23 protein-coding genes and 1 pseudogene are annotated in these 21,412 nt (G+C 67.2%); 13 read left to right on the forward strand and 11 right to left on the reverse strand.

From position 1 onward, the window contains the following. Position 1: 1 nt before the first annotated feature. Entirely contained in the window at positions 2-1,039 is a 1,038-nt protein-coding gene (locus K415_RS0111685; protein ID WP_155859449.1) for a DUF1206 domain-containing protein, read from the reverse strand. On the opposite strand from K415_RS0111685, the pseudogene K415_RS21855 reads away from it, so the two are divergent. Further along, positions 1,004-2,105, forward strand: a pseudogene (locus tag K415_RS21855) (IS1634 family transposase); the annotation flags it as partial. The gene K415_RS0111685 and the pseudogene K415_RS21855 sit on opposite strands and share 36 nt — an antisense overlap. A 135-nt stretch (positions 2,106-2,240) precedes the next feature. Next, on the forward strand, positions 2,241-2,378 hold the full coding sequence (locus K415_RS24300) for a GPGG-motif small membrane protein (protein ID WP_197024833.1): 138 nt from the start codon (positions 2,241-2,243) through the stop codon (positions 2,376-2,378). A gap of 342 nt (positions 2,379-2,720) precedes the next feature. Here K415_RS24300 and K415_RS23555 read toward each other — a convergent pair whose 3' ends face one another. After that, a complete protein-coding gene (locus tag K415_RS23555) occupies positions 2,721-2,891 on the reverse strand; it encodes a CsbD family protein (RefSeq protein WP_081784996.1) in 171 nt (56 codons plus the stop codon). A gap of 919 nt (positions 2,892-3,810) precedes the next feature. On the opposite strand from K415_RS23555, the gene K415_RS0111705 reads away from it, so the two are divergent. Further along, on the forward strand, positions 3,811-4,470 hold the full coding sequence (locus K415_RS0111705) for an undecaprenyl diphosphate synthase family protein (protein ID WP_024287232.1): 660 nt from the start codon (positions 3,811-3,813) through the stop codon (positions 4,468-4,470). 394 nt (positions 4,471-4,864) lie between these two features. After that, positions 4,865-5,179, forward strand: coding sequence for a hypothetical protein (locus K415_RS24305; RefSeq protein WP_051480537.1), 315 nt, complete (start codon positions 4,865-4,867; stop codon positions 5,177-5,179). Between the two features lie 141 nt (positions 5,180-5,320). Here the strand turns inward: K415_RS24305 and K415_RS0111715 are convergent, their stop codons facing one another. The 3 genes from K415_RS0111715 to K415_RS0111725 are packed head-to-tail and all read right to left on the reverse strand — an operon-like array spanning position 5,321 to position 7,928. Next, positions 5,321-6,124, reverse strand: a complete 804-nt coding sequence (locus K415_RS0111715) for a hydroxypyruvate isomerase family protein (protein ID WP_024287234.1) — start codon at positions 6,122-6,124, stop codon at positions 5,321-5,323. Positions 6,125-6,156: 32 nt separating this feature from the next. After that, complete coding sequence (locus K415_RS0111720; RefSeq protein WP_024287235.1) at positions 6,157-7,314, reverse strand: mandelate racemase/muconate lactonizing enzyme family protein; 1,158 nt, start codon at positions 7,312-7,314, stop codon at positions 6,157-6,159. Positions 7,315-7,334: 20 nt separating this feature from the next. Then, entirely contained in the window at positions 7,335-7,928 is a 594-nt protein-coding gene (locus tag K415_RS0111725) for a GntR family transcriptional regulator (RefSeq protein WP_231494883.1), read from the reverse strand. Between the two features lie 223 nt (positions 7,929-8,151). Between K415_RS0111725 and K415_RS0111730 the strand changes: the two genes are divergently transcribed. From K415_RS0111730 to K415_RS0111755, 6 genes are all read left to right on the forward strand, one after another. Further along, entirely contained in the window at positions 8,152-9,513 is a 1,362-nt protein-coding gene (locus K415_RS0111730; RefSeq protein WP_197024716.1) for a sugar ABC transporter substrate-binding protein, read from the forward strand. A gap of 81 nt (positions 9,514-9,594) precedes the next feature. Beyond that, positions 9,595-10,521 (forward strand): carbohydrate ABC transporter permease, encoded by a 927-nt coding sequence (locus K415_RS0111735; protein WP_051480540.1) that lies wholly within the window; start codon positions 9,595-9,597, stop codon positions 10,519-10,521. Beyond that, complete coding sequence (locus tag K415_RS0111740; RefSeq protein ID WP_024287239.1) at positions 10,518-11,414, forward strand: carbohydrate ABC transporter permease; 897 nt, start codon at positions 10,518-10,520, stop codon at positions 11,412-11,414. The genes K415_RS0111735 and K415_RS0111740 overlap by 4 nt, the downstream gene beginning before the upstream one ends. Positions 11,415-11,445: 31 nt before the next feature. Then, the gene (locus tag K415_RS0111745; protein ID WP_024287240.1) at positions 11,446-12,246 is read left to right on the forward strand and encodes an aldolase/citrate lyase family protein; all 801 of its coding nucleotides are present in this window, start codon (positions 11,446-11,448) and stop codon (positions 12,244-12,246) included. Between the two features lie 39 nt (positions 12,247-12,285). Beyond that, positions 12,286-13,182, forward strand: a complete 897-nt coding sequence (garR, locus tag K415_RS0111750) for a 2-hydroxy-3-oxopropionate reductase (protein ID WP_024287241.1) — start codon at positions 12,286-12,288, stop codon at positions 13,180-13,182. Between the two features lie 39 nt (positions 13,183-13,221). Continuing rightward, positions 13,222-14,364 (forward strand): glycerate kinase, encoded by a 1,143-nt coding sequence (locus K415_RS0111755; RefSeq protein WP_024287242.1) that lies wholly within the window; start codon positions 13,222-13,224, stop codon positions 14,362-14,364. Here the strand turns inward: K415_RS0111755 and K415_RS24905 are convergent. After that, positions 14,297-14,881, reverse strand: coding sequence for a tyrosine-type recombinase/integrase (locus K415_RS24905; protein ID WP_255347180.1), 585 nt, complete (start codon positions 14,879-14,881; stop codon positions 14,297-14,299). The two genes, K415_RS0111755 and K415_RS24905, sit on opposite strands and share 68 nt — an antisense overlap. Positions 14,882-16,107: 1,226 nt before the next feature. Here K415_RS24905 and K415_RS24910 point away from each other — a divergent pair. From K415_RS24910 to K415_RS23565, 3 genes are all read left to right on the forward strand, one after another. Beyond that, on the forward strand, positions 16,108-16,350 hold the full coding sequence (locus K415_RS24910) for a helix-turn-helix domain-containing protein (protein ID WP_034661247.1): 243 nt from the start codon (positions 16,108-16,110) through the stop codon (positions 16,348-16,350). A gap of 246 nt (positions 16,351-16,596) precedes the next feature. Beyond that, entirely contained in the window at positions 16,597-16,860 is a 264-nt protein-coding gene (locus K415_RS0111770) for a hypothetical protein (RefSeq protein ID WP_155859450.1), read from the forward strand. Positions 16,861-17,035: 175 nt separating this feature from the next. Continuing rightward, complete coding sequence (locus K415_RS23565) at positions 17,036-17,626, forward strand: DDE-type integrase/transposase/recombinase (RefSeq protein ID WP_197024718.1); 591 nt, start codon at positions 17,036-17,038, stop codon at positions 17,624-17,626. Here the strand turns inward: K415_RS23565 and K415_RS0111780 are convergent. The 5 genes from K415_RS0111780 to K415_RS0111795 form a co-directional block, all read right to left on the reverse strand. Continuing rightward, complete coding sequence (locus K415_RS0111780; RefSeq protein WP_197024719.1) at positions 17,554-18,534, reverse strand: alpha/beta hydrolase; 981 nt, start codon at positions 18,532-18,534, stop codon at positions 17,554-17,556. The two genes, K415_RS23565 and K415_RS0111780, sit on opposite strands and share 73 nt — an antisense overlap. A 62-nt stretch (positions 18,535-18,596) precedes the next feature. Continuing rightward, complete coding sequence (locus K415_RS0111785; RefSeq protein WP_024287247.1) at positions 18,597-19,235, reverse strand: TetR/AcrR family transcriptional regulator; 639 nt, start codon at positions 19,233-19,235, stop codon at positions 18,597-18,599. A gap of 8 nt (positions 19,236-19,243) precedes the next feature. Further along, on the reverse strand, positions 19,244-20,182 hold the full coding sequence (locus tag K415_RS0111790) for an SDR family NAD(P)-dependent oxidoreductase (protein ID WP_197024720.1): 939 nt from the start codon (positions 20,180-20,182) through the stop codon (positions 19,244-19,246). Beyond that, positions 20,064-20,609 carry a glycoside hydrolase family 3 N-terminal domain-containing protein gene (locus K415_RS25145; protein WP_155859589.1) on the reverse strand — a complete coding sequence of 182 codons (546 nt, stop codon included), beginning with the start codon at positions 20,607-20,609 and terminating at the stop codon, positions 20,064-20,066. Before K415_RS25145 ends, K415_RS0111790 begins: the two co-directional genes overlap by 119 nt. Before the next feature lie 125 nt (positions 20,610-20,734). Beyond that, a complete protein-coding gene (locus K415_RS0111795) occupies positions 20,735-21,349 on the reverse strand; it encodes a TetR family transcriptional regulator (RefSeq protein WP_024287249.1) in 615 nt (204 codons plus the stop codon). Between the last annotated feature and the right edge of the window lie 63 nt (positions 21,350-21,412).

A 21,412-nucleotide genomic window follows, 5' to 3' on the forward strand; every position in this document is an offset into this window, starting at 1 on the left:
TTCAGACCCGTCGGTAGCGGGCCTCGCAGAGCCCGTAGACCCCGAACACGATCAGTCCCGCCGCCGCCACGGCCAGCAGCAGCCCGCCGAAGGGGCGGTCGCGCAACGTCTGCAGGGCGCCATCGAGACCGCCCACATTCGACGCGTCGTAGGTCCAGGCCGCTGAGGCCACCAGAACGCCCGTCAGAGTGAATACCAATCCTCTCGCGATCGTGCCGACCCGGCCGAGGTGGCGGACGGCTTGCCGCGTGCGGGGCGGCAGACCTGCCGCCGGGAAGTAGCGCATGAAGGTCAGCTTGACCCCCTGGACCACCATCACGAGACCGACGACGGCGATCGCGACCCCGACCAGGCCCACGACCCATCGCCCGAACGGGTGAGTCATGAGCTGAGCGGCGTACCCCCGCTGCTGGCTGCTCTGATCAACGCCCGAGCCCCGCATCAACGTCACGGCCGTGTACGCCAGGAAGCCGTAGGCGAGCGCCCGGGCGAGGGACACCAGGCGCGGACCGACCGCGCGTCCCTCGCCGGTGACGCCGAATGCCACCTCCGTCAGCCGCCACACCGCGTAGCCCACGAACCCGACGGCGAGAAGGCCGACCATCACCGGGCCGAACGGCTGGGCCAGAACCTGCGCCAGAGCACCCTTCTGGTCCATCTTCGCGCCGCTGCCGCCGGCCACGGCCAGGGCCAGGAAACCGATCAGGAGATAGACCACCGCGCGAGCCGTCAGGCCCGCCCGCCCCGCCCAACCCATCTGTCGGCTGTCGGCCGCCTGCCGGGTCGCCTCGGACACCTGCGCCGCGGCGTCCTGTCCGGGTGTGTCAGCCATCGGGGGGAGCCTCTCGGGAAGCCGTGAAAAGTGCGACCTAACTGACCGAAGGCACCCACCAGACTCGACAATTCCGGCGATGGCTGTCTCGGTTGCAGCCTCACACGGAACCGACCCGAGCGTGAATCGAGGCGGCACGACGCTGCCCTGGCCCGCTGCGCGTCCGGCAAGTACCGCGACCGCGTCGCCGGACTGTGCTTCACCCATGCCCTGACCAGCGGTGATGTCTCCCTGGTTCACTGCGACGTGACAACGCTCTACTTCGAGGCCGAGAAGGAAGACGGCCTGCGCAAGGTCGGCTACTCCGAGGAGCGGCGGGTCGACCCGCAGATCGTCGTCGGCCTGCTGGTGGACCGGGCCGGGTTCCCGCTGGAGATCGGCTGCTTCGAGGGCAACAAGGCCGAGAAGCACACGATTCTGCCGATCATCAAACAGTTCCAGGCCCGCCACGGCATCGAGAACATGGTCGTGGTCGCTGACGCCGGGATGCTCTCGGCCGCGAACCTGGCCGAGCTGGACGCTGCCGGTCTCGGGTTCATCGTCGGGTCCCGCGTGACGAAGGCGCCGATCGATCTGGCCTCGCACTTCCACTGGAACGGGGACGGGTTCGACGACGGGCAGCTCATCGACACCCTCACTCCCAAGACCGGCGCGAACCACGACAACGACCCGGCCGTGCGGGCCGAACCGGTCTGGGACCCTGACCTGCACCCGACCCTCGTGGCGGGTCGTGTGGGCGTTCTCCCGCAAACGCTTCGTGCGCGACAACACCACGCTCACCGCCCAGGAGAACCGTGCGCGCGACGTCATCGCCGGCGCGAAGGACGCCCGCGCCCCCAGATTCGCCACGACCGCCACCGGCGTCCGCGCCCTGGACGAGTCCGCCCTGGCCCGCGCCCGGCGCCTGGCAGGCCTGAAGGGGTACGTCACCAACATCCCCGCCACCCTCATGCCACCGGCCGAGGTGATCAGCTGCTACCACGACCTGTGGCACGTGGAGCAGTCCTTCCGGATCAGCAAGACCGACCTGGCCGCCCGACCCATGTGCCACCGGACCCGAGACGCGATCGAAGCGCACCTGACCATCGTGCTCACCGCCCTGGCCGTGGCCCGCGAGACCCAGAACCGCACCGGTCTGGCCATCCGCAACGTCGTGCGCCAATTACGACCCCTGCGCTCAGCGACCATCGAGATCAACGGCGCGACCCAGACCTTCCCACCCGCCATCCCGACCGAGCAGCTAGCCCTACTCGACGCAGTCGTCAGACACTAAGCGAATGAGCCAACATAGGGCGCTAGCTGCGGCGAATCCGCCCGTTGAACAGGCGCCGCTCAGGGCGTGCGATCCAGGCGAACCTGGGTATACTTGGGGTCCGAGTCCCGTCGACAGAAGGTGAAGATCATGGCAATGCTGTTGTGGATTCTCGCCGTCATCCTGGTCATCTCCGGAATTGTTGCGATCGTGCGCAAGCAGTTCCTGTGGGGCATCGTTCTTATCGTCGTCGGGCTCCTGGTAGGGCCGGGCGGGGTGAGCATCTTCACGTAGGACAGCTCCGCCTGCGGTTCCACCAAGTCGACATCAGACGAGTCGACGCGGCGCACGACACCCAGGCAGACGTGAGCGCGAGGGCCATCCTTCTGGAGATCATCGAATCTCGAGCGACCCCACACGGCTCGCAAGTGCGGTGAGGAGCTTCTTGATCATGTCGTTGGCGCGGTCGGCGGTCAGCCAGCCCGGGGGAGTGTGTCGCTCCCCGCTGCGGAGCCTCGCGCCACGCGGTGAGCCGCGACGTGCTCACTAACCCTGCGATCGTCGCTGGCCGGGCGGGCCGCGGGACGCGTCGGCCCCGCCCCGATCAGGGCGGGGCCGACGAGGTATCAGCGCGACCTACTTGAAGGCGTCCTTGACATTCTCGCCGGCCTGCTTGATGTGGGCGCCTGCCTTCTCGGCGCGGCCCTCTGCTTGGAGGCGCTCGTTGTCCGTGGCGTCGCCGACAGCTTCCTTCGCCTTGCCCTTGGCTTCCTCGGCGGCGTTCTTGATCTTGTCGTCTAGACCCATGGTGGGCTTCCTCTTCCGTTCTCCGGGACCCCTCGTTGAGGTCTCGAAATCACGGTACTCGGCACCTCGGCGATCGGCATCCGCGACCGGATGCGCGGTGCTACCCGGCCGTGGTCGTCGACCTGACGTGGTGGCGCGGCCACTGGTTCGGCCCTCGTGGCGGGCCGTGTGGGCGTTCTCCCGCAAACGCTTCGTGCGCGACAACACCACGCTCACCGCCCAGGAGAACCGTGCCCGCGACGTCGTCGCCGGCGCGAAGGACGCCCCCGCCCCCAGATTCGCCACGACCGCCACCGGTGCCCGCGCCCTGGACGAGTCCGCCCTGGCCCGCGCCCGGCGCCTGGCAGGCCCGCTGCGACGACGACAACGACGTTTCCCACCTTCTGGCCGGGTTCGGCGTACCTGTGCGCCTCGGCCATCCGCTCGAGCGGGAAGCGCCGGTCGATGACCGCGGGTGCCGAGCAGCCGATCGGGGTCGCCATGCGCCTCGCGGCGGGCGCAGTGGCGGGCGTCCGGGAGGAGCACACGACCCGTCCTACCGCTGGTGCCAGGACTCCCCGGTCGCGCCGTCGAGCACGTGGACAAGGGTCTTGTCGCCGCAGTCGAGCCCGAGTGGCACAGCCGGAATGGCCGCCCAGTGGTTGCCAGGATCACTTGCCGAACCCAGATGACGGCTTTGGCTCGCCTTGAAACCTTCTCGTGGCAGGGTTGGTCCCATGACGCAGCAATCCGGGTGGCGCGACAACCCGCAGGACCGCAGCCGGCTTCGCTGCCGGGACGCAGTGATCTGGTCCAGCGACGTCACTCCGAAGGTCTCGCCGACCGTGGACCGGTCCGACAGCGGTATGCCATGCGGCGTCACCCCGGCCGGGCCAGGGGCAGCAGGGCGGCCCGTGGCCGGCATACGCAGGAGACCGTAGTGAAGAGCTTTAGTCGACTCCCGCAACACATTGGCATTATTCCTGACGGCAATCGAAGGTGGGCTCAGCACAAGGGCCTGAAGAAGCAGGACGGGTATGAGTCCGGCCTTCGGCCAGGACTCGAGCTGTACGAACTATGTTTGGAGCTGGGGATTAAGGAGCTAACCTTCTACGGGTTCACGGTAGATAACACAAAGCGCCCCTCCGTGCAGATCATAGCTTTTCAGAAGGCGTGTGTCGACGCCGTTGAATACCTGGCAAGCAAAGACACGGACTTGCTGGTCGTCGGGAATACTCAGTCGCGATTCTTTCCAAAGGCACTGCTGCCGTACACCGAGAGAACTAGATTCGGGAGCGGTCTCATCAAAGTCAACTTCCTGGCCAACTATGGCTGGAACTGGGACCTCAACTATTCGGTGCAGAACAGTGCCACCAGCTCAAGTGGCAACATCATTGACGGTATAGCGTCCTCGGATATCTCAAGAATCGACTTGATCATCCGCTGGGGCGGCGGGCGAAGGCTGAGTGGATTCTTACCGATCCAGTCAGTCTATGCGGACTTCTATGTGTTGGATGAGATGTGGCCCGACTACAGCATTGAGCAAGTCTACAAGGCCTTGGAATGGTATCAAGACCAAGACATAACGCTGGGCGGTTAGCCTCGCGGTTTCATGGCAGGGTGGCGTGAGCTCGTGTCGTTGACCGGAAAAGTGCCCCTGACCTGGGATGATAGGGATTGTTGAGGCCCATTCCGTACCAGTTCGAGGAGCACCTTCCAGGTGAAGCACCGCTCTCTCACCTCGATCTTTCATGATGAACGGTGGCGCTTGGCGTCGGGCAGTTCCGGTGCCGTCCGGGTGTGATTTTGGTGTCCGGGTGTGACCCGGTGTCCCGGTGTCGTCCGACCTGACTTGGGTCACCTTGGGTCCTCCTGGGCGACTGGATCGCTCTGACCTGGGGTGATGTCCGGGCTTAGTGCGCTGTCGAGGCACTAAGTAGGTTGGGGTCGTGGCATGGCACCGGCGGGTGCGGACGGCTTCGGGAGCGACTGCGGTGCAGATCGCTGAGTCCGTGGCGGGTCGGCGTCGGATCGTTCGGCATGTCGGCTCGGCTCATGACGAGGCTGAGCTCGGCCTGCTGATCCAGGAGGCCAACGATCTGCTCGTTGATGATCGGCAGGGAGTCCTTGACCTAGGCATGCGGGTTCCCCAGAGGGCGGCATCGCTGCTTGCGGTGCCGTCGCCGCCGGCCCTGTTCGGTGATCGGTCCGCCCAGCCGCGCCGGCGGGCGGTGGCGGCGCCGACGGTGCTGCGCACGTCCTCGCGGTTGCTGTTCGAGGGGACAGCTCGTATTGTCGATGACGCCTGAAACTGAGCTCCGGCGTCAATCGCCGTTTGTCGGGTGAGTCACCGCGATGCTTGCCATTGTCGCTGCCGATACCGCGGCGGATCGTCGCAGGCAAGCAGCGAGGCTGCGTCGCCCGGGGGCGCCCGTCTCTGACAGGTTGTCCTAGATGCCAGCGACGTTCTTGAGACCCTCGGCCGTGCCCGCTTCGGGGTTGTACTCCAGACCGATCCATCCCTCGTAGCCGCCCGCGCGCAGCGTCGAGACCCACCTTGCGAGGGGCAGCTGCCCCGTCCCCGGCTCGTGGCGGCCCGGAAGGTCGGCGATCTGAACGTGAGCGATGTCGTTCACCCGTGTACTGATGATCTCGTTGACGTCGTCACCGTTGGCGGCGAGGTGGTAGAGGTCGGCGAGAACACCGATGTTGGTGTGTCCCCGACGCCTGGCACCATCTCTGAGGTCGACGCAGTCCTGGAACGTGGCGAGTGGGAAGTCCGGGATCCCGCTCACAGCCTCGAGCAGCACCGTGCCGCCGACCTCGAAGAGGCTCGCGGCGACCACGGCGAGTGCGTCTAGGGCTGCACCGTGCTGAGCTTGCGGAGAGCGACCTGAGTCTCGCAGGCCGTGAAGCGCGTTGAACGCCTGGACACCGGTCGCCTCGGCAATCTCGCGGGTGGCGCGCAACGACGCTTCGAGCTCGGTGAGACGGTCCGCATGACTGAGGATGCCCCGGTCGCCGTTGGCCATGTCGCCCGCGAACAGGTTCAGGGCCACCAGCTCGACGTCGGCTTCCTCGATCGCCCGGATGAACGCAGAGACCTCAGCGCCGGTTGGTTCCGGGCCCGCGAACGGCCACCAGAACTCAACCGCGGCGTAGCCTGCGTCTCGCGCCGCTCTGGGTCGGTCAAGGAGTGGGTACTCCTTGAACAGCATGGAGCAGTTGAGCGCAATTCGGGGGTCATCGGTCACAGCGTGCCTCTCTAGCTCTTGCGGTCGACTGGTCATACGAATGCCACGGAGCCGTCTGGGCGGACGGGCAGCCGTCGCTCCCATCGCACGTAGTGGTCCTCGGCGAGTGCCCCTTCATCGATCTCGACTCCCCAGCCGGGTCGATCGGGCCGGAGCTCCAGGTGACCGTCGACGGGGAGGTAGGGGTCCGGGCACCACGTCGTGACATCCGGCTTGTACTCCAGGTACGCGAAGTTGGTCGTCGCGGCCGCGAAGTGCACGTTGTGTGCGGTCGCCAACGGGCCCATGGGGTTGTGGGGGGCGATCGGCACGAAGTGGGCCTCGGCGATGGCCGCGATCTTCCGCATCTGGCTCAGGCCCCCGACCACACAGATGTCCGGCTGGGCGATGTCGGCGCCGCCTGCTGAGAGCAGTGCGAGGAACTCGTACGGTGAGTAGAGCGACTCACCGGTCGCGAGTGGGACGCGCATCTTGGCCCGAAGGTCGCGCCATGCCGGAAGGTGCTCCGGCCGCAACGGCTCCTCGAGGAAGAGAGGGTCGTAGGGGGCGAGGGCGTCCGCGAGCTGTACGGCCTTGATCGGCTCGAAGATCTTGGCGTGTGCGTCGAAGGCGAACTCCCAGTCGTCCGGTGCCGCTGACCTGAGGGCGCCGAAGTAGTCGCCGGCCTCCCGGCAGACGACTCCCCACCGTGTGTCGTGGGGTGTGCGGCGGTACGGGCTGAGCTTGAAGGACGTGAAGCCGTAGTCCGCGTGCATCTGGTTCGCGCGGTCCAGGCACTCGTCGACGTCGGGCGCGTCGTAGAGGCCGCAGTAGACAGGGACGCGGTCACGGACCTGCCCGCCCAGCAGCATGTACACGGGTAGCCCTGCAGCCTTGCCTGCGATGTCCCACAGAGCATGGTCGATGGCTGCGATGGCAGCGAGACCGATCGCGCCCTGCGGAAAGCGGGCACTGCGGAGAAGGACTGTCGACGCGTGCTCCACCCGACGGGCGTCGAGCCCCGTGATCAGTTCGAAGAAGTAGTCCAGCACGTGCGTGAGAGCAAGGTCGGGACCGTGGTTGTAGGCCTCGCCCCAGCCGCTGATGCCTGCGTCCGTGTCGATCCGTACGAGGAGCCTCGGTCGATCTCCCACGCGTTGCATGTAGCTGCGCAGACCGGTGATCCGGACCGGAACATTCGTCGTTGACACGTCAGACCTCTCGTGGCCGGTCAAGGCAGCTGGGCGAAGCACTTTGCAGCGAACTGCTCGATGTGTGCGGCCACGAGCCGCTCGGCCTCCTCGGCGTCGCCCGACAGTGCGGCCGCCAACATCGCCGAGTGCTCTTCGGCTTCGTCGTCCCAGCTGTGCACGGACTTCCAGAGGGTGACGGAGATGAGTGCCGTCCGTTCGCGCAGGCCGTCAAGAATCTCGATCATGAGCTCGTTTCCGCAGCCTTCGTAGAGCGTTCGGTGGAACTCCCGGTTCAGGACGCTGCGCTCGAGAGCGGAGTCGGTGTCTCGGGCGCGTCGTAGGAGGTCCTCGGCGGGATGAAGGTCCACGCCTGCCCGGACCGATGCGCCGACCGCAGGGGGCTCGAGCAGGCCCCGGACGTTGAAGACGTCCTTGACCAGGGCGGCGTCCACCCTGGTCACCGTTGCGCCCTTGAAGTCACCCAGGCGCACCAGTCCTTGGCCGGCGAGCGTCTTCAACGCCTCGCGGACCGGGGTCTTGGACACGCCGTAGAGCCGGGCCAGGTCGGCCTCGACCAACGGCTGCCCGGCCGTCAGCTGCCCGGCCAAGATCGCGTGCCTGATCCCTGTCATCACCCAGCCCGTGCGTGGAGGCATGGGTGCGACCGGCGCCAAGGGCGACGGGGGCTGTGGCGCTGTTGCGGTGGGCTTCATCTGGTCCTTGCTTTCGTATATGACGTACGATACGTTACACATCCTACAGCGGTCCGCTCGCCCCCCACAACCCGCACGGCCACCCAGCTTGGCCGGCGTCCCGCCGGCCGAGCACCCCGCAATGACGCGAAGGAGCTCACCCATGACGTACGAGAGTCGGCCTGGCCTCACCAGGAGGATGCACGTGCCCAAGCGCAGGACTGGCGCCCGGCTGGCTGCCGCTCTGACGGTGTCGGTCTTGACCCTCACGGCCTGCTCAGGAGGCGCTGAGGAGGTGGAGGCCGGACCTGCCGAAGTGGTCGAGCTGACCTTCTGGGACACGGACGCTCGGACCGGTAGGACCGAGCGCCTCGAGACGCTGATCGGCATGTTCGAGGAGGAGCACCCGAACATCACCGTCGAGTACGTCGGGCTGCCGAGCGACTCGTACATGCAGAAGGTGGATACGGCGATCGCCACGGACTCGACGCCTGATCTCATCACGATGAAGGCGTCGGACATCTCGGCCCTCGTCGCGCAGGGCGCCCTCGCCCCGCTCGACGATCGCATCGAGGAGGCCGGGCTCACCGAGCTGTTGTCGGAAGGCATGGTCACCTCGGCACGGGCAGCCGCGGGAGACGACAAGATCTACCTCACCCCCACCACGTCCCTCACCGATGTCCTGTGGTACCGGTCCGACCTCTTCGAGGAGGCGGGTCTCGGAACTCCCACGACCTGGGACGACTTCTTCACCGCGGCGGAGACTCTGACCGACAAGGAGACTGGGCAGTTCGGCTACACGATCCGCGGCGGAGCCGGGTTCTGGTCGCAGTTCGTCGGCATGGTCCTGCCGATGGCAGGCGTCGCAAGCTACTTCGACGAGGACGGCAAGGCCGTCTTCACGCAGCCGGAGGTCGTTGCTGCGGCCGAGCGGTACGCCGGCCTCTACAACACCGTGACGGCCCAGAGTGATCTGACGGCCGACTTCAAGGTCATGGTCGCGCAGTTCGGTGGAGGGTCGGCGGCCATGCTCAGCCACTCCATCGGGTCCTACCCCGACCACGTGGCCGCACTGGGCGAGGAGAACGTCATGGCGGCAGCCGCGTTCCCGTCCGACGAGAACGGTGTGCGGGTCCAGGCAGGCCTGGTCCTCGGCTTCTCGGCATTCGAGAAGAGCGAGCACCCGGATGAGGCATGGGAGTTCCTCCAGTACGTGATGGAGGCAGAGGGCGATGGCTACTGGGCCAAGGAGTCCGGGTACATCCCCGGCAACCTCGAGGTCGCCGAGCAGGACTGGGTGAAGGAGTCCCAGCCGATCGCGGTGTCGCTCGAGGCGATGGCCGAAGAGGACACCGTCCCGCTCGACCACCCGTACTACCTCCCCGAGTTCAGCGCGATCACGGGAACCGAGCTCCTGCCCGAGTGGCAGAAGACCCTGCAGGGCGAGCAGACCGTCGAGGAGTTCATGCAGAAGACGGCTGTCCTCTTCAACGAGGCACGCGCCGCCTACGACGCACGCCAGTAATCGAGCACCATCCTCGGGCGCCGACACGTCGGCGCCCGAGGAAGTGCCTGCCACTCCACAGAGGTCCCATCCGGAGCGTTCATGACAACCATCAACCACATTCGTGAAGGCCAGGCGCCGCCCCTGGTCGCCCGCCGTGTGCGGTCGAGCCGGGCACCCTACGCCCTCATCTTCCCCGCGGCGCTGCTCGTAGCGGTGTTCCTCGTCTACCCCGTCGCGAAGGTCGTCCATTCGAGCTTCCGCCAGGAGAACGTCCTCAAGCCGTTCGATGACGGGTTCATCGGGCTCGCCAACTACTCCGCGATCCTCCGGGACGACCTGTTCTGGAGCAGCCTCGCCTTCAGTGCCAAGTGGGTGGGGACCGAGGTCGGTCTCCAGCTCGTTTTCGGTCTCTGTCTCGGCCTGATCGTCAATGAAGCGTTTCGAGGACGCGGCCTCGCACGGGCACTCCTCTTCTCCCCGTGGGCAGTCGCCGGGATCCTTACGACGACGATCTGGATCCTGATCTACAACCCGACCACGGGTATCACGCGCTATCTCGCAGACATGGGAATCGGAAGCTACGGCACCTCGCTCCTGTCGAGCTCGAGCGGAGCGTTCTGGGCAGCCGTGCTCGCAGAGATGTGGAAGGGGATCCCGTTCTTCGCAATCATGATTCTCGCCGACCTGCAGTCCGTCCCGGGAGAGCTCTACGAGGCGGCAAAGGTCGACGGGGCCGGCCGTATCCGACGGTTCTGGAGCATCACACTCCCGCACATCAAGCGCGCCCTTCTCATCGCCACCCTCCTTCGGGGCATCTGGGAGTTCAACAACGTGGACCTTCTGCTCACGCTGACCGGCGGGGGGCCTGCGAACGCCACGACGACGCTCCCGCTCTACGTCGCACAAACCGCGCTGGAGACCAAAGAGTTCGGGTACGGGTCCGCGCTCACCATGGTCGCATTCCTCATACTCTTCATTGTCTGCGTCCTCTATCTGAAGCTGACGAAGATGGGAGACGACGAATGACCACGACGGCGCGCGAGGCGCTCGGATCCCGACCGGGGACGAGCACGGATCGAGCTGGTCATCAGGACGTGAGGCGTCGAGCAACGCGACGTGGCGCCGGCTGGCAGGTGAAGGTTCCACTGGTCCTCTACCTCCTCTTCACGCTGATCCCGTTCTACTGGATGGTGATGTTCGCATTTCGCGAGCGCGGATCGACGTCGCTGCTCCCGCTGCCCTTCACCCTCGACAACATCCAGCACGTCTGGGTCGACAGCCATTTCGCCACCTACTTCGCCAACAGCATGTTCGTCGCTGTCGTCAGCGTGATCGTCTCGACGGCGGTCGCGGTGATGAGTGGATACGCGCTTGCGCGCTACAAGTTCCGCGGAAAGGGCACCTTCCAGCTCATCATGCTGTGCACGCAGTTCGTTCCCGGGGCGATGATGTTGATCCCGCTCTTTCAGACGTTCCAGGCGCTTGGTCTCATGAACAGCCTCTGGGCGCTCGTGATCGCCGACACGGTGTTCCATCTGCCGCTCTCGATGCTGCTGATGTCCGGCTTCGTCGCGAACGTGCCCGAGTCGTTGGAAGAGGCCGCGTGGGTCGATGGCTGCAGTCGCTTCGGTGGATTCAGGCGCATCGTCCTGCCGATGCTCGTCCCAGGCATAGTCGCGGTGGGCGCGTACGCCTTCATCGGCGCCTGGAACAATTTCCTCTTCGCGGTGATGTTCATCAGCCAGCAGGACAGGTTCACGGTCCCTGTGGCCTTGAGCTACATGCTTGGCGAGTTCGGGGTCGACTACGGCTCCCTGGCCGCAGGCGGCCTCGTCGCAGTCCTGCCGGTGATCCTCATCTTCGGCTACGTGCAGAAGTTTCTTGTCAAGGGCCTGAGCGCCGGGGCGGTGAAGGGCTGATGCCCGGCACCGAGGATGGGGAGATGTGCAGATGACTATCGCTGAGACGTTCGCAGAGAGGCTCAGGGCTCGGGAGTCGCTCGTCGGATACTGGTCGATGCTCGACTCCGCCGTCGCCATCGAACGCCTGGCCCGCGTGGGCTACGACTACGTGTGCGTCGATGCGCAGCACGGCTTCGGTGGCTACCCGGGCCTGATTCACGGGCTGATCGCTATTGACGCGGCCGCCACGAGCGCGGCCCTGGTGCGGGTCGCCGAGAATTCTCCGATGGAGATCGCGAGGGCTCTCGACGCGGGTGCCAGCGGGGTGATCGTTCCGTTGATCAACAGCGCGGCCGACGCCGAGGTGGCCGCGCGGTCATGCCGGTACCCACCGCGTGGCATCCGATCGTACGGCCCCATCAGGTCAAGGCTCGGTCGATCCGCCGATACCACGGATCGCGACCGCGATGTGGTCTGCCTAGCCATGGTCGAGACGGCCGACGGGCTTGCGAACGTCGAAGCGGTCGCCGAGGTCGCCGGAGTCGACGGCCTCTACGTCGGTCCGTCCGATCTGTCGCTCGTGCTCGGTGCTCGGTTCCCCGGGGACCCGCTCGTGACGAGCGAGTTCGAGCGTGCGCTCGTCCGCATCAGGAACGCGGCCGAGGCGTCGGGCAAGGCGGTCGGCATCCACTGCGCGTCGGGCGAGGCCGCCGCCAAGCGTCTGGCCGAAGGGTTCACCTTCGCCAGCGTCGCATCCGACATCGTGCACCTGGAAGCCGCTGCCACTGCCCACCTCGCGGCCTGCACCGAGCTCCGGGGCGGTCCGATCCTCGGCCGACCCGGTGCGTGAGCCCCAGATGAGCATGCCAATCGAACGTGAGGAAATGACATGAAGATCGGATTCATCGGGCTCGGCATCATGGGCAAGCCCATGGCCAAGAATCTCGTCGCCGCCGGCCACGATCTCGTCGTCCGCGACCCGAACAGCGCCGCCGTCGCCGAGCTCACAGCCGTCGGCGCTACCGGGGCCGGCACGCCCAGAGAGGTGGCTGAGCAGGTCCAGCTGGTCCTGACGATGCTGCCGAACTCGCCACACGTGAAGACTGTCGTCCTCGGTGACGAGGGCGTCCTCGAAGGCGCGCACGACGGTCTCGCCTACATCGACATGAGCTCGATCGACCCTCTCGTCTCCCGAGAGGTCAGCGCCGCCCTGGCCGCCAAGGGCATCGGGATGCTCGATGCCCCGGTCTCCGGTGGGGAGCCCAAGGCGGTCGACGGCACGCTGTCCATCATGGTGGGTGGTCCCGCCGGCATCTTCGAGGCGTATCGGGACGTGCTGACGGTCATGGGTGCCTCGGTGGTGCGGGTCGGTGAGATCGGCGCCGGTAACATCGCCAAGCTCGCGAACCAGATCGTTGTCGCGCTGAACATCGCAGCGGTCTCCGAGGCGCTCGTCTTCGCCCAGAAGGCTGGCGTCGACCCCGAGGCCGTCTTCCAGGCGATCCGCGGCGGCCTCGCTGGGTCGACGGTCATGGAGGCGAAGGTGCCCATGATGCTGGACCGGAACTTCAAGCCGGGCTTTCGGATCAACCTGCACATCAAGGACCTGACGAACGCGCTGGACACTGGCCACGCGGTCGGCGCCCCCGTGCCGCTCACCGCCGCCGCCTTGGAGATGATGACCGCGCTCAGGGTCTCCGGTGGCGAGCTGGACGATCACAGCGCGCTCGTCCGCTTCCACGAGAAGCTGGCCGGCATCGAGCTCAGCCGGGGCGGCCCGGAGTAGGACGCACAGGGCAGCGGGCCCGGCCGAGGAGACCCAACGATGAGATTCATCCTGGCCCCGGACTCCTTCAAGGAGTCCATGACCGCCCCCGAAGCCGTCGCTGCGATGGAGCGCGGAATCCGCGCAGTCTTTCCTGACGCCGACTGCATCCGCGCACCCATGGCAGACGGCGGTGAGGGGACCACCGCCACCCTTCTCGGCGCCCTCGGCGGCACCGACGTAGCGGTGCGCGTTCACGACGGCCTGGGCCGACCGATCGTGGCTCGGTACGGCTATGTGGCTGCCGAGCGGTTGGCGATCATCGAGGTCGCGGCAGCGGCCGGGCTCGACCTGATTGCCGCAGACGAGCGTGACCCGCTGATCGCCAGCACCTACGGCGTCGGGGAGATGATCAGCGATGCGCTCGACCACGGTGCGGTGCGCTTCGTCGTCGGACTGGGAGGGTCGGCGACCAATGACGGAGGCGCAGGCATGCTCCATGCGCTCGGGGCACAGTTCCTCGACGCCTCGGGAGTGCCCCTCCCCCCTGGGGGCGGTGCACTCGCCCGCTTGCACCGGATCGACCTCGCTGGGTTCGATCTACGTGTTGGCGCGGCCGCGTTCCAGATTGCCGGTGACGTCACGAACCCCCTGCTCGGCCCGGACGGAGCCAGCGTCGTGTTCGGACCCCAGAAGGGCGCCGACGGCCACGCGGTCCGCGAGCTGGATGCCGCGCTCGGCACGTACGCCGGGGTGGTGACTGCGACGGTCGGCCGCGACGTCGCCACGCTCGCGGGCGCCGGCGCCGCAGGTGGCCTCGGCGCCGCATTCCTTGCTTTCTTCGACGTCGAGATGCGTAGCGGGGTCGACGTCGTCATGGCGGCCGCACGCCTCGACGAGAAGCTCGCGGGCGCGGACTACGTCTTCACCGGAGAAGGCAGCGTGGACTCCCAGACACTGCGCGGCAAGACCCCCTTCGGCGTCGCACAAGCCGCAGGTCGCCACGGTGTTCCGGTCATCGCCTTCGCCGGTCGTGTCAGCGACGCCGGCGTGCTACACGGTCACGGGTTCGCGGCGCTCGTCCCGATCGTCCAAGCGGTCAGTGACCTTCCGACCGCATTGGCCGAGGGGCCGGTCAACCTTGAACGAGCCGTCGCGACGACTTGCCGACTGCTCGCTTTGCACGAGCAGAGGCGCATGTGAGTCGCAGCATCGGCCGGCGATCCATTGACGGGGGACCCTCACCCGGAGGCCAGCCCAGCCAAACTCCGGGACTGACGCAGTCGCTGCGCGAGTCGCACACGAAGACGAGGACGGACCCCCGGTGCGCCGTCATCGGCAGATCTGGATTGCCAGGAGGTCCCCTCTCGGCGTCCCGATCTCGGCCATGAGCGCGCGTCCTGAGGACCGAACGCGACGGTGTCTCCAGGTCAGTGTCAGATGAGTGAAATCGCCGTAGCCCTCGCATCCAGGGCACCTGAGGCGGGTATCGCCCCAGGTGCGGGGCTCGACGCCGCCTCTGCGTCGCTCTCCGCGGATTGACTGGGAGGCGGCGCGTGCCTTGTCGTCGGCGTCGGGCAGGGTGTGGAGGTATTTCTGGGGTAGTCATGATTTGGGCGTGTCCCATACGTTCCATGACGGCGGCGAGGTCGGCGCCGCCGGCGAGGAGCCAAGAGGCGTGGGCGTGGCGTAGGTCGTGCATGCGGACGGGGAAGTCGATGCCCGGTGCGGGTCACGGCGGGGCGCCAGTACCGGGTGTCGAACGTCGCACGGGAGAGCGGGTCACCGCCGGCGTGCTCGGTGGAGGGGAAGGGCAGGTCGTCTCGGCTGAGGTGGAGTCTGGCGATGCGGGCGCTGATGGACTGCAGGAGCGTGTCCGAGACGCGCAGGGTGCGGGTTCGTCGTCCTTGGGGCAGGGCTTGACGATCATGCGTTGACCGGTGGGGAGTCCTTGCGGGAGACCATCGACGATGGTCTCTTGCACGGTGATGGTGCGGCGCAGGAAGTCGATGCGTCGTGGTCGCAGAGCGGCCAGCTCGCCCCCGCGCAGGCCGGTCTCGATGGCTGTCTGGACCAGGACGTAGAACCGGTCGGGGATCTCGGCGAGGAGGAGTTCGAACTCCGCGGGGGGTCAGGATCCGGGCCTTCCTCACGACGACCTTGGGCAGCTCGGTCGCGGCACAGGGGTTGAACGCGAGCATCCGGCATCGCCCGAAGGGAGGCACGAAGTGGGTGCGCAACATCGACAGGTACCCGGCGCGGGTACTGACCTCCAGGTGCCGGGAGGGGAGCCACACCTCCAGGGCGTACTCGGCGAACGTGATCCGTCCGGCGGCGGGGTCGATCCAGGTGCCGTCGCCGACCTTCATCTCCTGGCGTCGGGCGGCATCGACGGCTTCGCGTGCGGAGTCGAATGTCCCGGCCGAGCGCAGGCGTCCGCCGTCGTCGCGGTAGGCGCCGGTGTAGCGGGGCTTGCCGCTGCGGATCCGCTTGACCGCCCACCCCACGCCATCACCCCCCGAAACCCGGTATGCACCTGGTAAGCAGACGCCGGTCGACGGAACTGGATGACCATGGACCACGGTGGACCATGAATGTGCCTTTGACCTGCGCGTATGCAACGGGGCGTCACTCATAACCCAGCGGTCGCAGGTTTAAATCCTGCCCCGCTACAAGTGAAAGTGCAGGTCAGAGGCCCTTTCGATCTTCGGATCGAGAGGGCCTTTGGCGTTGTGGTCAACGGATGGTCAATACTCGTCGCCGCCCGGGAGTGTGCATTCCCGGTTGATGCTGGACACCGTGGCCCCGGTAGGTGGCTGACGGTTTCGGGACGCGGCCCCGGTAGGTGGGCGACAGTGGCCCCGGTTCCTGGCTGACAGGTCGACCTGTTCGGGTGTCGCCTTCTCCTGGTGGGTGTGTGACCCATCGCCCGGGAGGAGGCCGGCGATGCTGGTGGAGCTGGGACTGGTGGAGCAGCGGTATCGGGCCGTGCTCGAGGTGCTCAAGGACGGCGCGAGCGTGACCGAGGTCGCGCGCCGGTTCGGGGTGGCCCGCCAGACGGTGCACGTGTGGTTGCGCAACTACGCCTCGGGCGGGCTGGGCGCTCTGGCGGACCGCTCGGATGGACGTGGTCGGCGGGGTCCGCCTGGTCGACGGGACCGAGGCGAAGATCGTCTCGGGGATCGATGACCACTCCCGGTTCGTGGTGTCCGCCCGGGTGGTGGCCCGGGCGACGGCGGGGCCGGTGTGCGCGGCGCTGGAGCTGGCGATCGACCGGTTCGGGGCGCCGCGACAGATCCTGACCGACAACGGCAAGTGTTCACCGCCCGCTTCGACCCCGGGCCGGGTCCGGTGCGCTTCGATCGGATCTGCGCAGGTCACGACATCGGTCACCCCGGCCCGGCAGACCCCCTCCGCGCGACGAGCCACCCCACCATGCCCGCCGAGGCCACGCTGTCGGAGGCGGCGGTGACCCGCAAGGTCGACTCCTCGGGCAACGTGTCCGTCGCCGAGGTGGCCTACCGGGTCGGATCCGCCTGGGCCCGCCGTCAGGTCCAGGTCGCCGTCGTCGGGCGCACCGTGGAGATCTCCGCCGGCACCCAGCTCATCCGCACCCACCGCACCCGCCGCGACCCCACCCGCGAGCACGGCGCCCTGGCCAACCCCGGCGGCCGAACCCACCGCACCAACGCCGCCTGACCACCGCACGGGTGTCAGGCACCTACCGGGGCCAACCTGTCAGGCGGGTGCCGGGACTTGACGGTTCTGGCGAACGGGGTCGAACAGGAAGCACGGTGGCGATGCACGGGTGACGTCCCCTGGGTCGTCGGGTCTGCTGCACGGACAGGTGACACCTGACCTGTGGTGCCCGCGGGTGGATCTGCCGCGACAACCGGTCGTGGAGCGTGTTCGGCAAGAAGCGCGCCAAGAGCGGCAAGAAGCCCGGCCCGCCCACGAGGACCGCGTTCGCCGGCAGCTCCGCGCCGACCGACCCAACCAGCTGTGGCTCTGGGACGTCACCGAGCACCCCACCGCTGAAGGCAAGCTCTGCCTCTGCGCGATCAAGGACGTGTTCTCCAACCGAGTAGTGGGCTACTCGATCAGCGACCGGACGAAGTCCCGGATCGCAGCGAACGCACTGGTCAGTGCGGTGGCCCGCCGAGGGCAGGTCGCCGGCTGCATCGTCCAACCCGATAGGGGATCGCAGTTGCGCTCCAGAAAGGTCCTGCGCGAGCTGGACCGTCACGACCTGGTCGGCTCGATGGGCCACGTCGCCTCGGTCGGCGACAACGCCGCCATGGAGTCCTTCTTCTCGCTGCTGCAGAAGAACGTCCTGAACCGGCGTACCTACTCGTGCAGCAGACCCGTCAGTCCCGATCCGTCGCTAGCGGGTCAGTCTCGACGCGTCGTCGACACGGCCGGCTGCAATCCGAGTTTCGCGCGAAGCCACGCACGCGAGCGATGAATGTAGCCTTGTGCGATCGGGGTGCGGGAGGAGGAGGATTCGAACGCGTGAGGTGCTCCTTCCACGCTGTCGAGGGTGCAGTCCACGCCAGCGTGGGCGAGGGCGTGCGCGTAGATGCGATTCTCGGCGTAGAACAGCTCGGCCGTTCCGGTCCCGATCCAGGCCGGTGGCAGGCCGTTGAGGTCCGCGCGGCGTGCCGGGGCGGCATACGGCGAGACTCCGTCGGTGCCGGGTTCTTGGTTGAGGTAAGCACGCCAACCAACACGGTTGGCGGCGTTGTTCCAGACCTTGTGCCTCATCCGGTCAAGGTCCCGGTTCGCGGCGGTTCGGTCATCGAGCATCGGGCAGAAGAGCCATTGTGCCGCCGGCTGACGGCCGCCTTCGTCGGCGAGCCGTTGGACGAGGCCGGCGGCGAGCCCGGCGCCGGCGCTCTGACCGCCGATCGCGATACGGCCAGGGTCGATTCCGCGGTCTGCGGCGTTGGCCAGTAGCCATTCCCAGGCCCGGTGGCAGTCGTCCACCGGTGCCGGAAAGGGGTGCTCCGGCGCAAGCCGATAGTCAACGGATGCAACTGTGATCTTCAGGTCACGCACCAGGTCGGCACTTCTCGGGTAGTCCTGCGCGGCGGAGCCGATCACCATGCCGCCACCGTGAATCCACAACAGCGCGGCGCCGGTGTTGTCGCCCAAGGGGGTGAACAGGTGGATCACGACCTCGTTGGCGAGGTCGATCCGCTCGTAGGCCACGTCCGGGGTGAGCCGCGGACCGGGTGAGAGCCTCATCAGAGCGCGGATCATCGCACGCTGCCACCGGTGCCGGATGGGGATGTTCGGCACGAAGCGATAGCTCCGGCGGAGGTCGGGGTGAAGATCGCCGAGGGTCAGTCTCTCGGGCGGCCGGTCAACCATGCGACGTACTCCTCTGCGTGTGGGCGAACAGTCGAGACGGGATGGACAGGTGCTCGTGGGGATCAACCGGGCGGTTCGCTTCCGTCGACGAGCACACCCTCCAGTAGCAGCTCAATCGCCCGTTCGGCGGCCTCGTCGCGTCGCTTGAGCGCTACGAGGCTCGAGATGACGCCGTCAAGCATGGCCATCATCGTGAGGACGTCGTCGGTCGTCAGGTCCTCGCGCACGACACCTGCCGCCCGGGCCGCGGCGAGCGGTTCCTCGAATGCTTCGACGGCACGACGCGTAAGCCGCTCGAGGAGACGCATGCCGTCCTGTGCGTCACGCAGGGCTCGGGTCAGGCCGTGAGTGCGCACCTGACTACGAAGCGCGGCGGTGAGCATCCGAAGGAAGCGCCCGGGGTCGTCGGCTTCGCCCGCGTCCAACCCCAAGTGGTCGATGATCCGCTCGAACACCTCGGCGACAAGCACCGATCGAGTCGGGAAGTGACGGTAGAGCGTGCCCTGCCCGAGGCCGGCAGCGCGAGCGACCTCGTACATCGCCACGTCCGCACCGCGTTCCACCGTCAAGCGTTCGAACGCGGCAATGATCGCCTCCCTGCTACGGCGAGCATCCGCGCGGACGGGCCTCTGCGCGAGGGGTGGATCGGACGGTCGCGAGGCGCCACGGAGCTCTGTTCCCTGCTGGTGCGGCGCGGGCACGCGGCCGGCTATTGGGCCGCTCCTTGCGCAAGCCGACCGAAGATCTTGCTCATCTCATCGTCGATCGCCTCAGGCACGACGAAGTCGCCTGTCGCGGTGATCTCCTCGATGTGCGTCGCGATATCGTCGGCGCTCGGCTGCACTCCCAGACCAGCGAACCACCCAGCGGACAGCCCCATGAACGCACGCGAGTACCCTCCCCCGCCCGCGGTCAGATTGCGGTGCGTGAGGCCGCACTCGCGAGAAGCGAGGAAGACGGCCATCGGCACGACGAGCTCGGGGCGGATGGCATTCTCCAGCATCTCCAGCATCGCGGGGTCTGCCACCGTCTCACTCACCATGCGCGAGAAGCCGAAGGGGAGCAGCGTGTTGCAGGCGATGCCGTACGGTGCGCCCTCGAGCGCGACAGTGTTCGATAGGCCGATGAGCGCGGACTTCGCGGCGGTGTAGTGAGCGCTCAGTCGCTGACCGAAGGCCCCGGCGGAGGACGCGACGAGGACGATCCGCCCGTAGCCCTGCTCCTTCATGACCCGGAACGACTCCTGGGTGAGGTAGAACCCGCCATCGACGTGCACCGACATCATGCGGCGCCACTCCTCGGCCGAGATGTCCTCGAACGGCACGGTGCCGAAGATGCCGGCGTTGCTCACGATCGCGTCGAGCCGGCCGAATTGCTCGACCGCGGTGCGCACAATCGCCGCCGCACCCCCCTGGTCTGCGACCGAGTCGTGCGAGGCGACAGCCGCGCCGCCCGCATCCTGGATCTCGCGGACCACCTGCTCGGCGACACTCTCGTCCGAGCCCTCGCCGTGCATCGACCCACCCAGGTCATTGACAACCACCTGTGCGCCACGCCTCGCCAGCTCCAGCGCAAACAGGCGGCCAAGTCCACGGCCCGCACCCGTCACGACGACCGACTGGTCCTCGAAATCGATCGCCATCTTCATCTCCCATCCTTGACAACTGGACGCACGGCTGTGTCCCGACTCCTGCATTGTCGTCCGAAACGGACAGCACTGTCCAGATCGTTGGGAGGCCGAAGACGCTCTCACTCCGAAACTCCTGATCCAGCCCGTAGGGCAGCGACTCCAGGCGGTGTGCGGCGCCGGCGTCTGTGCGGACGATGCCGTCGAAGCCCCAGTCCCCTCGGAGCACGTCGCCGATCAGGTCCGCGCTGTCACAGGCCTGAGTTCCGTTGACCTTGGTGTAGGCGCACATCACCATGCCGACGTCGGCATCCTGCACGACGTCCTGGAAGGGCGCGAGGTAGAGCTCGTGCAGGGTGCGCTGGTCGACCTGAGCGTCCACGGTGGAGCGATTCAGCTCCACGGTGTTCAGACCGAGTGCGGCATGGTCTTGACTCAGAGCGAGGATGCTGCGGGGCGGGTGGCCTTGAGGTTGACGGCACGGCGATCCCTTTGGGTCAGGTCGCCGCGCACGCCAAGGGGTATGAGATCGCTGCGTGCGACCGTCCTGGGCCGTGTTGACTCACGGCAAGGTCAACGTTGACGAGGCCCTGGGGGTAGTTCGAGCAGCACTTCGATGACCTCGCCGAGCGGGCCCGCGAGCTCATCGGGGCTGGCGGTGGTGAGCGGTTCAGGCGCGGCGATCGCCTTGGTCGCAGCGATCCCCACGGCCAGCGCCGCGATGAGTTGGGCCCGCAGCCGCAGCTCTGGTGACGTGCCGGTTCCAGCTGCCTTGAGTACGTCGTCGATGAAGCGCTCGAGAGCGGCTCGGCGGAGCGCGATGTCGGGCTCGTCGGCTGGGCCGCGCAGCCACAGCATGATCGGGTGCTGGTGCCCGAACTCCGGCCAGACGGACTCCTGGAGATGGCGTGCGAGGTCGTCGGCGAGCGTGCGGTCGCCCGGATCGGCGCCGAACGGGGTCTGCGTCGACGGTGTCGCCAGGCAGATGGCGAACAGCTGCTCCTTCGACCCGAAGTAGCGGTTGATCAGCGAGACGTTCACTCCGACGTCAGCAGCGATGTCACGCACCTTCGTCCCCGCGTACCCGAGGACAGTGAACCGCCGGCGCGCTGCGTCCAGCAACGCTGCCGTCGTCGCCTTGGCGTCCCGCGGGTGGGGCGTCCGTGGATCCAGCGGAGCCGTTGTCATCGACCGGATGCCTCCTTCGTGTCGGCTCCAGGCTACCGGTCCTTCGAACCAAGTACACGCGTG

The organism is Cellulomonas sp. KRMCY2, from assembly GCF_000526515.1.
GTDB lineage: Bacteria > Actinomycetota > Actinomycetes > Actinomycetales > Cellulomonadaceae > Actinotalea.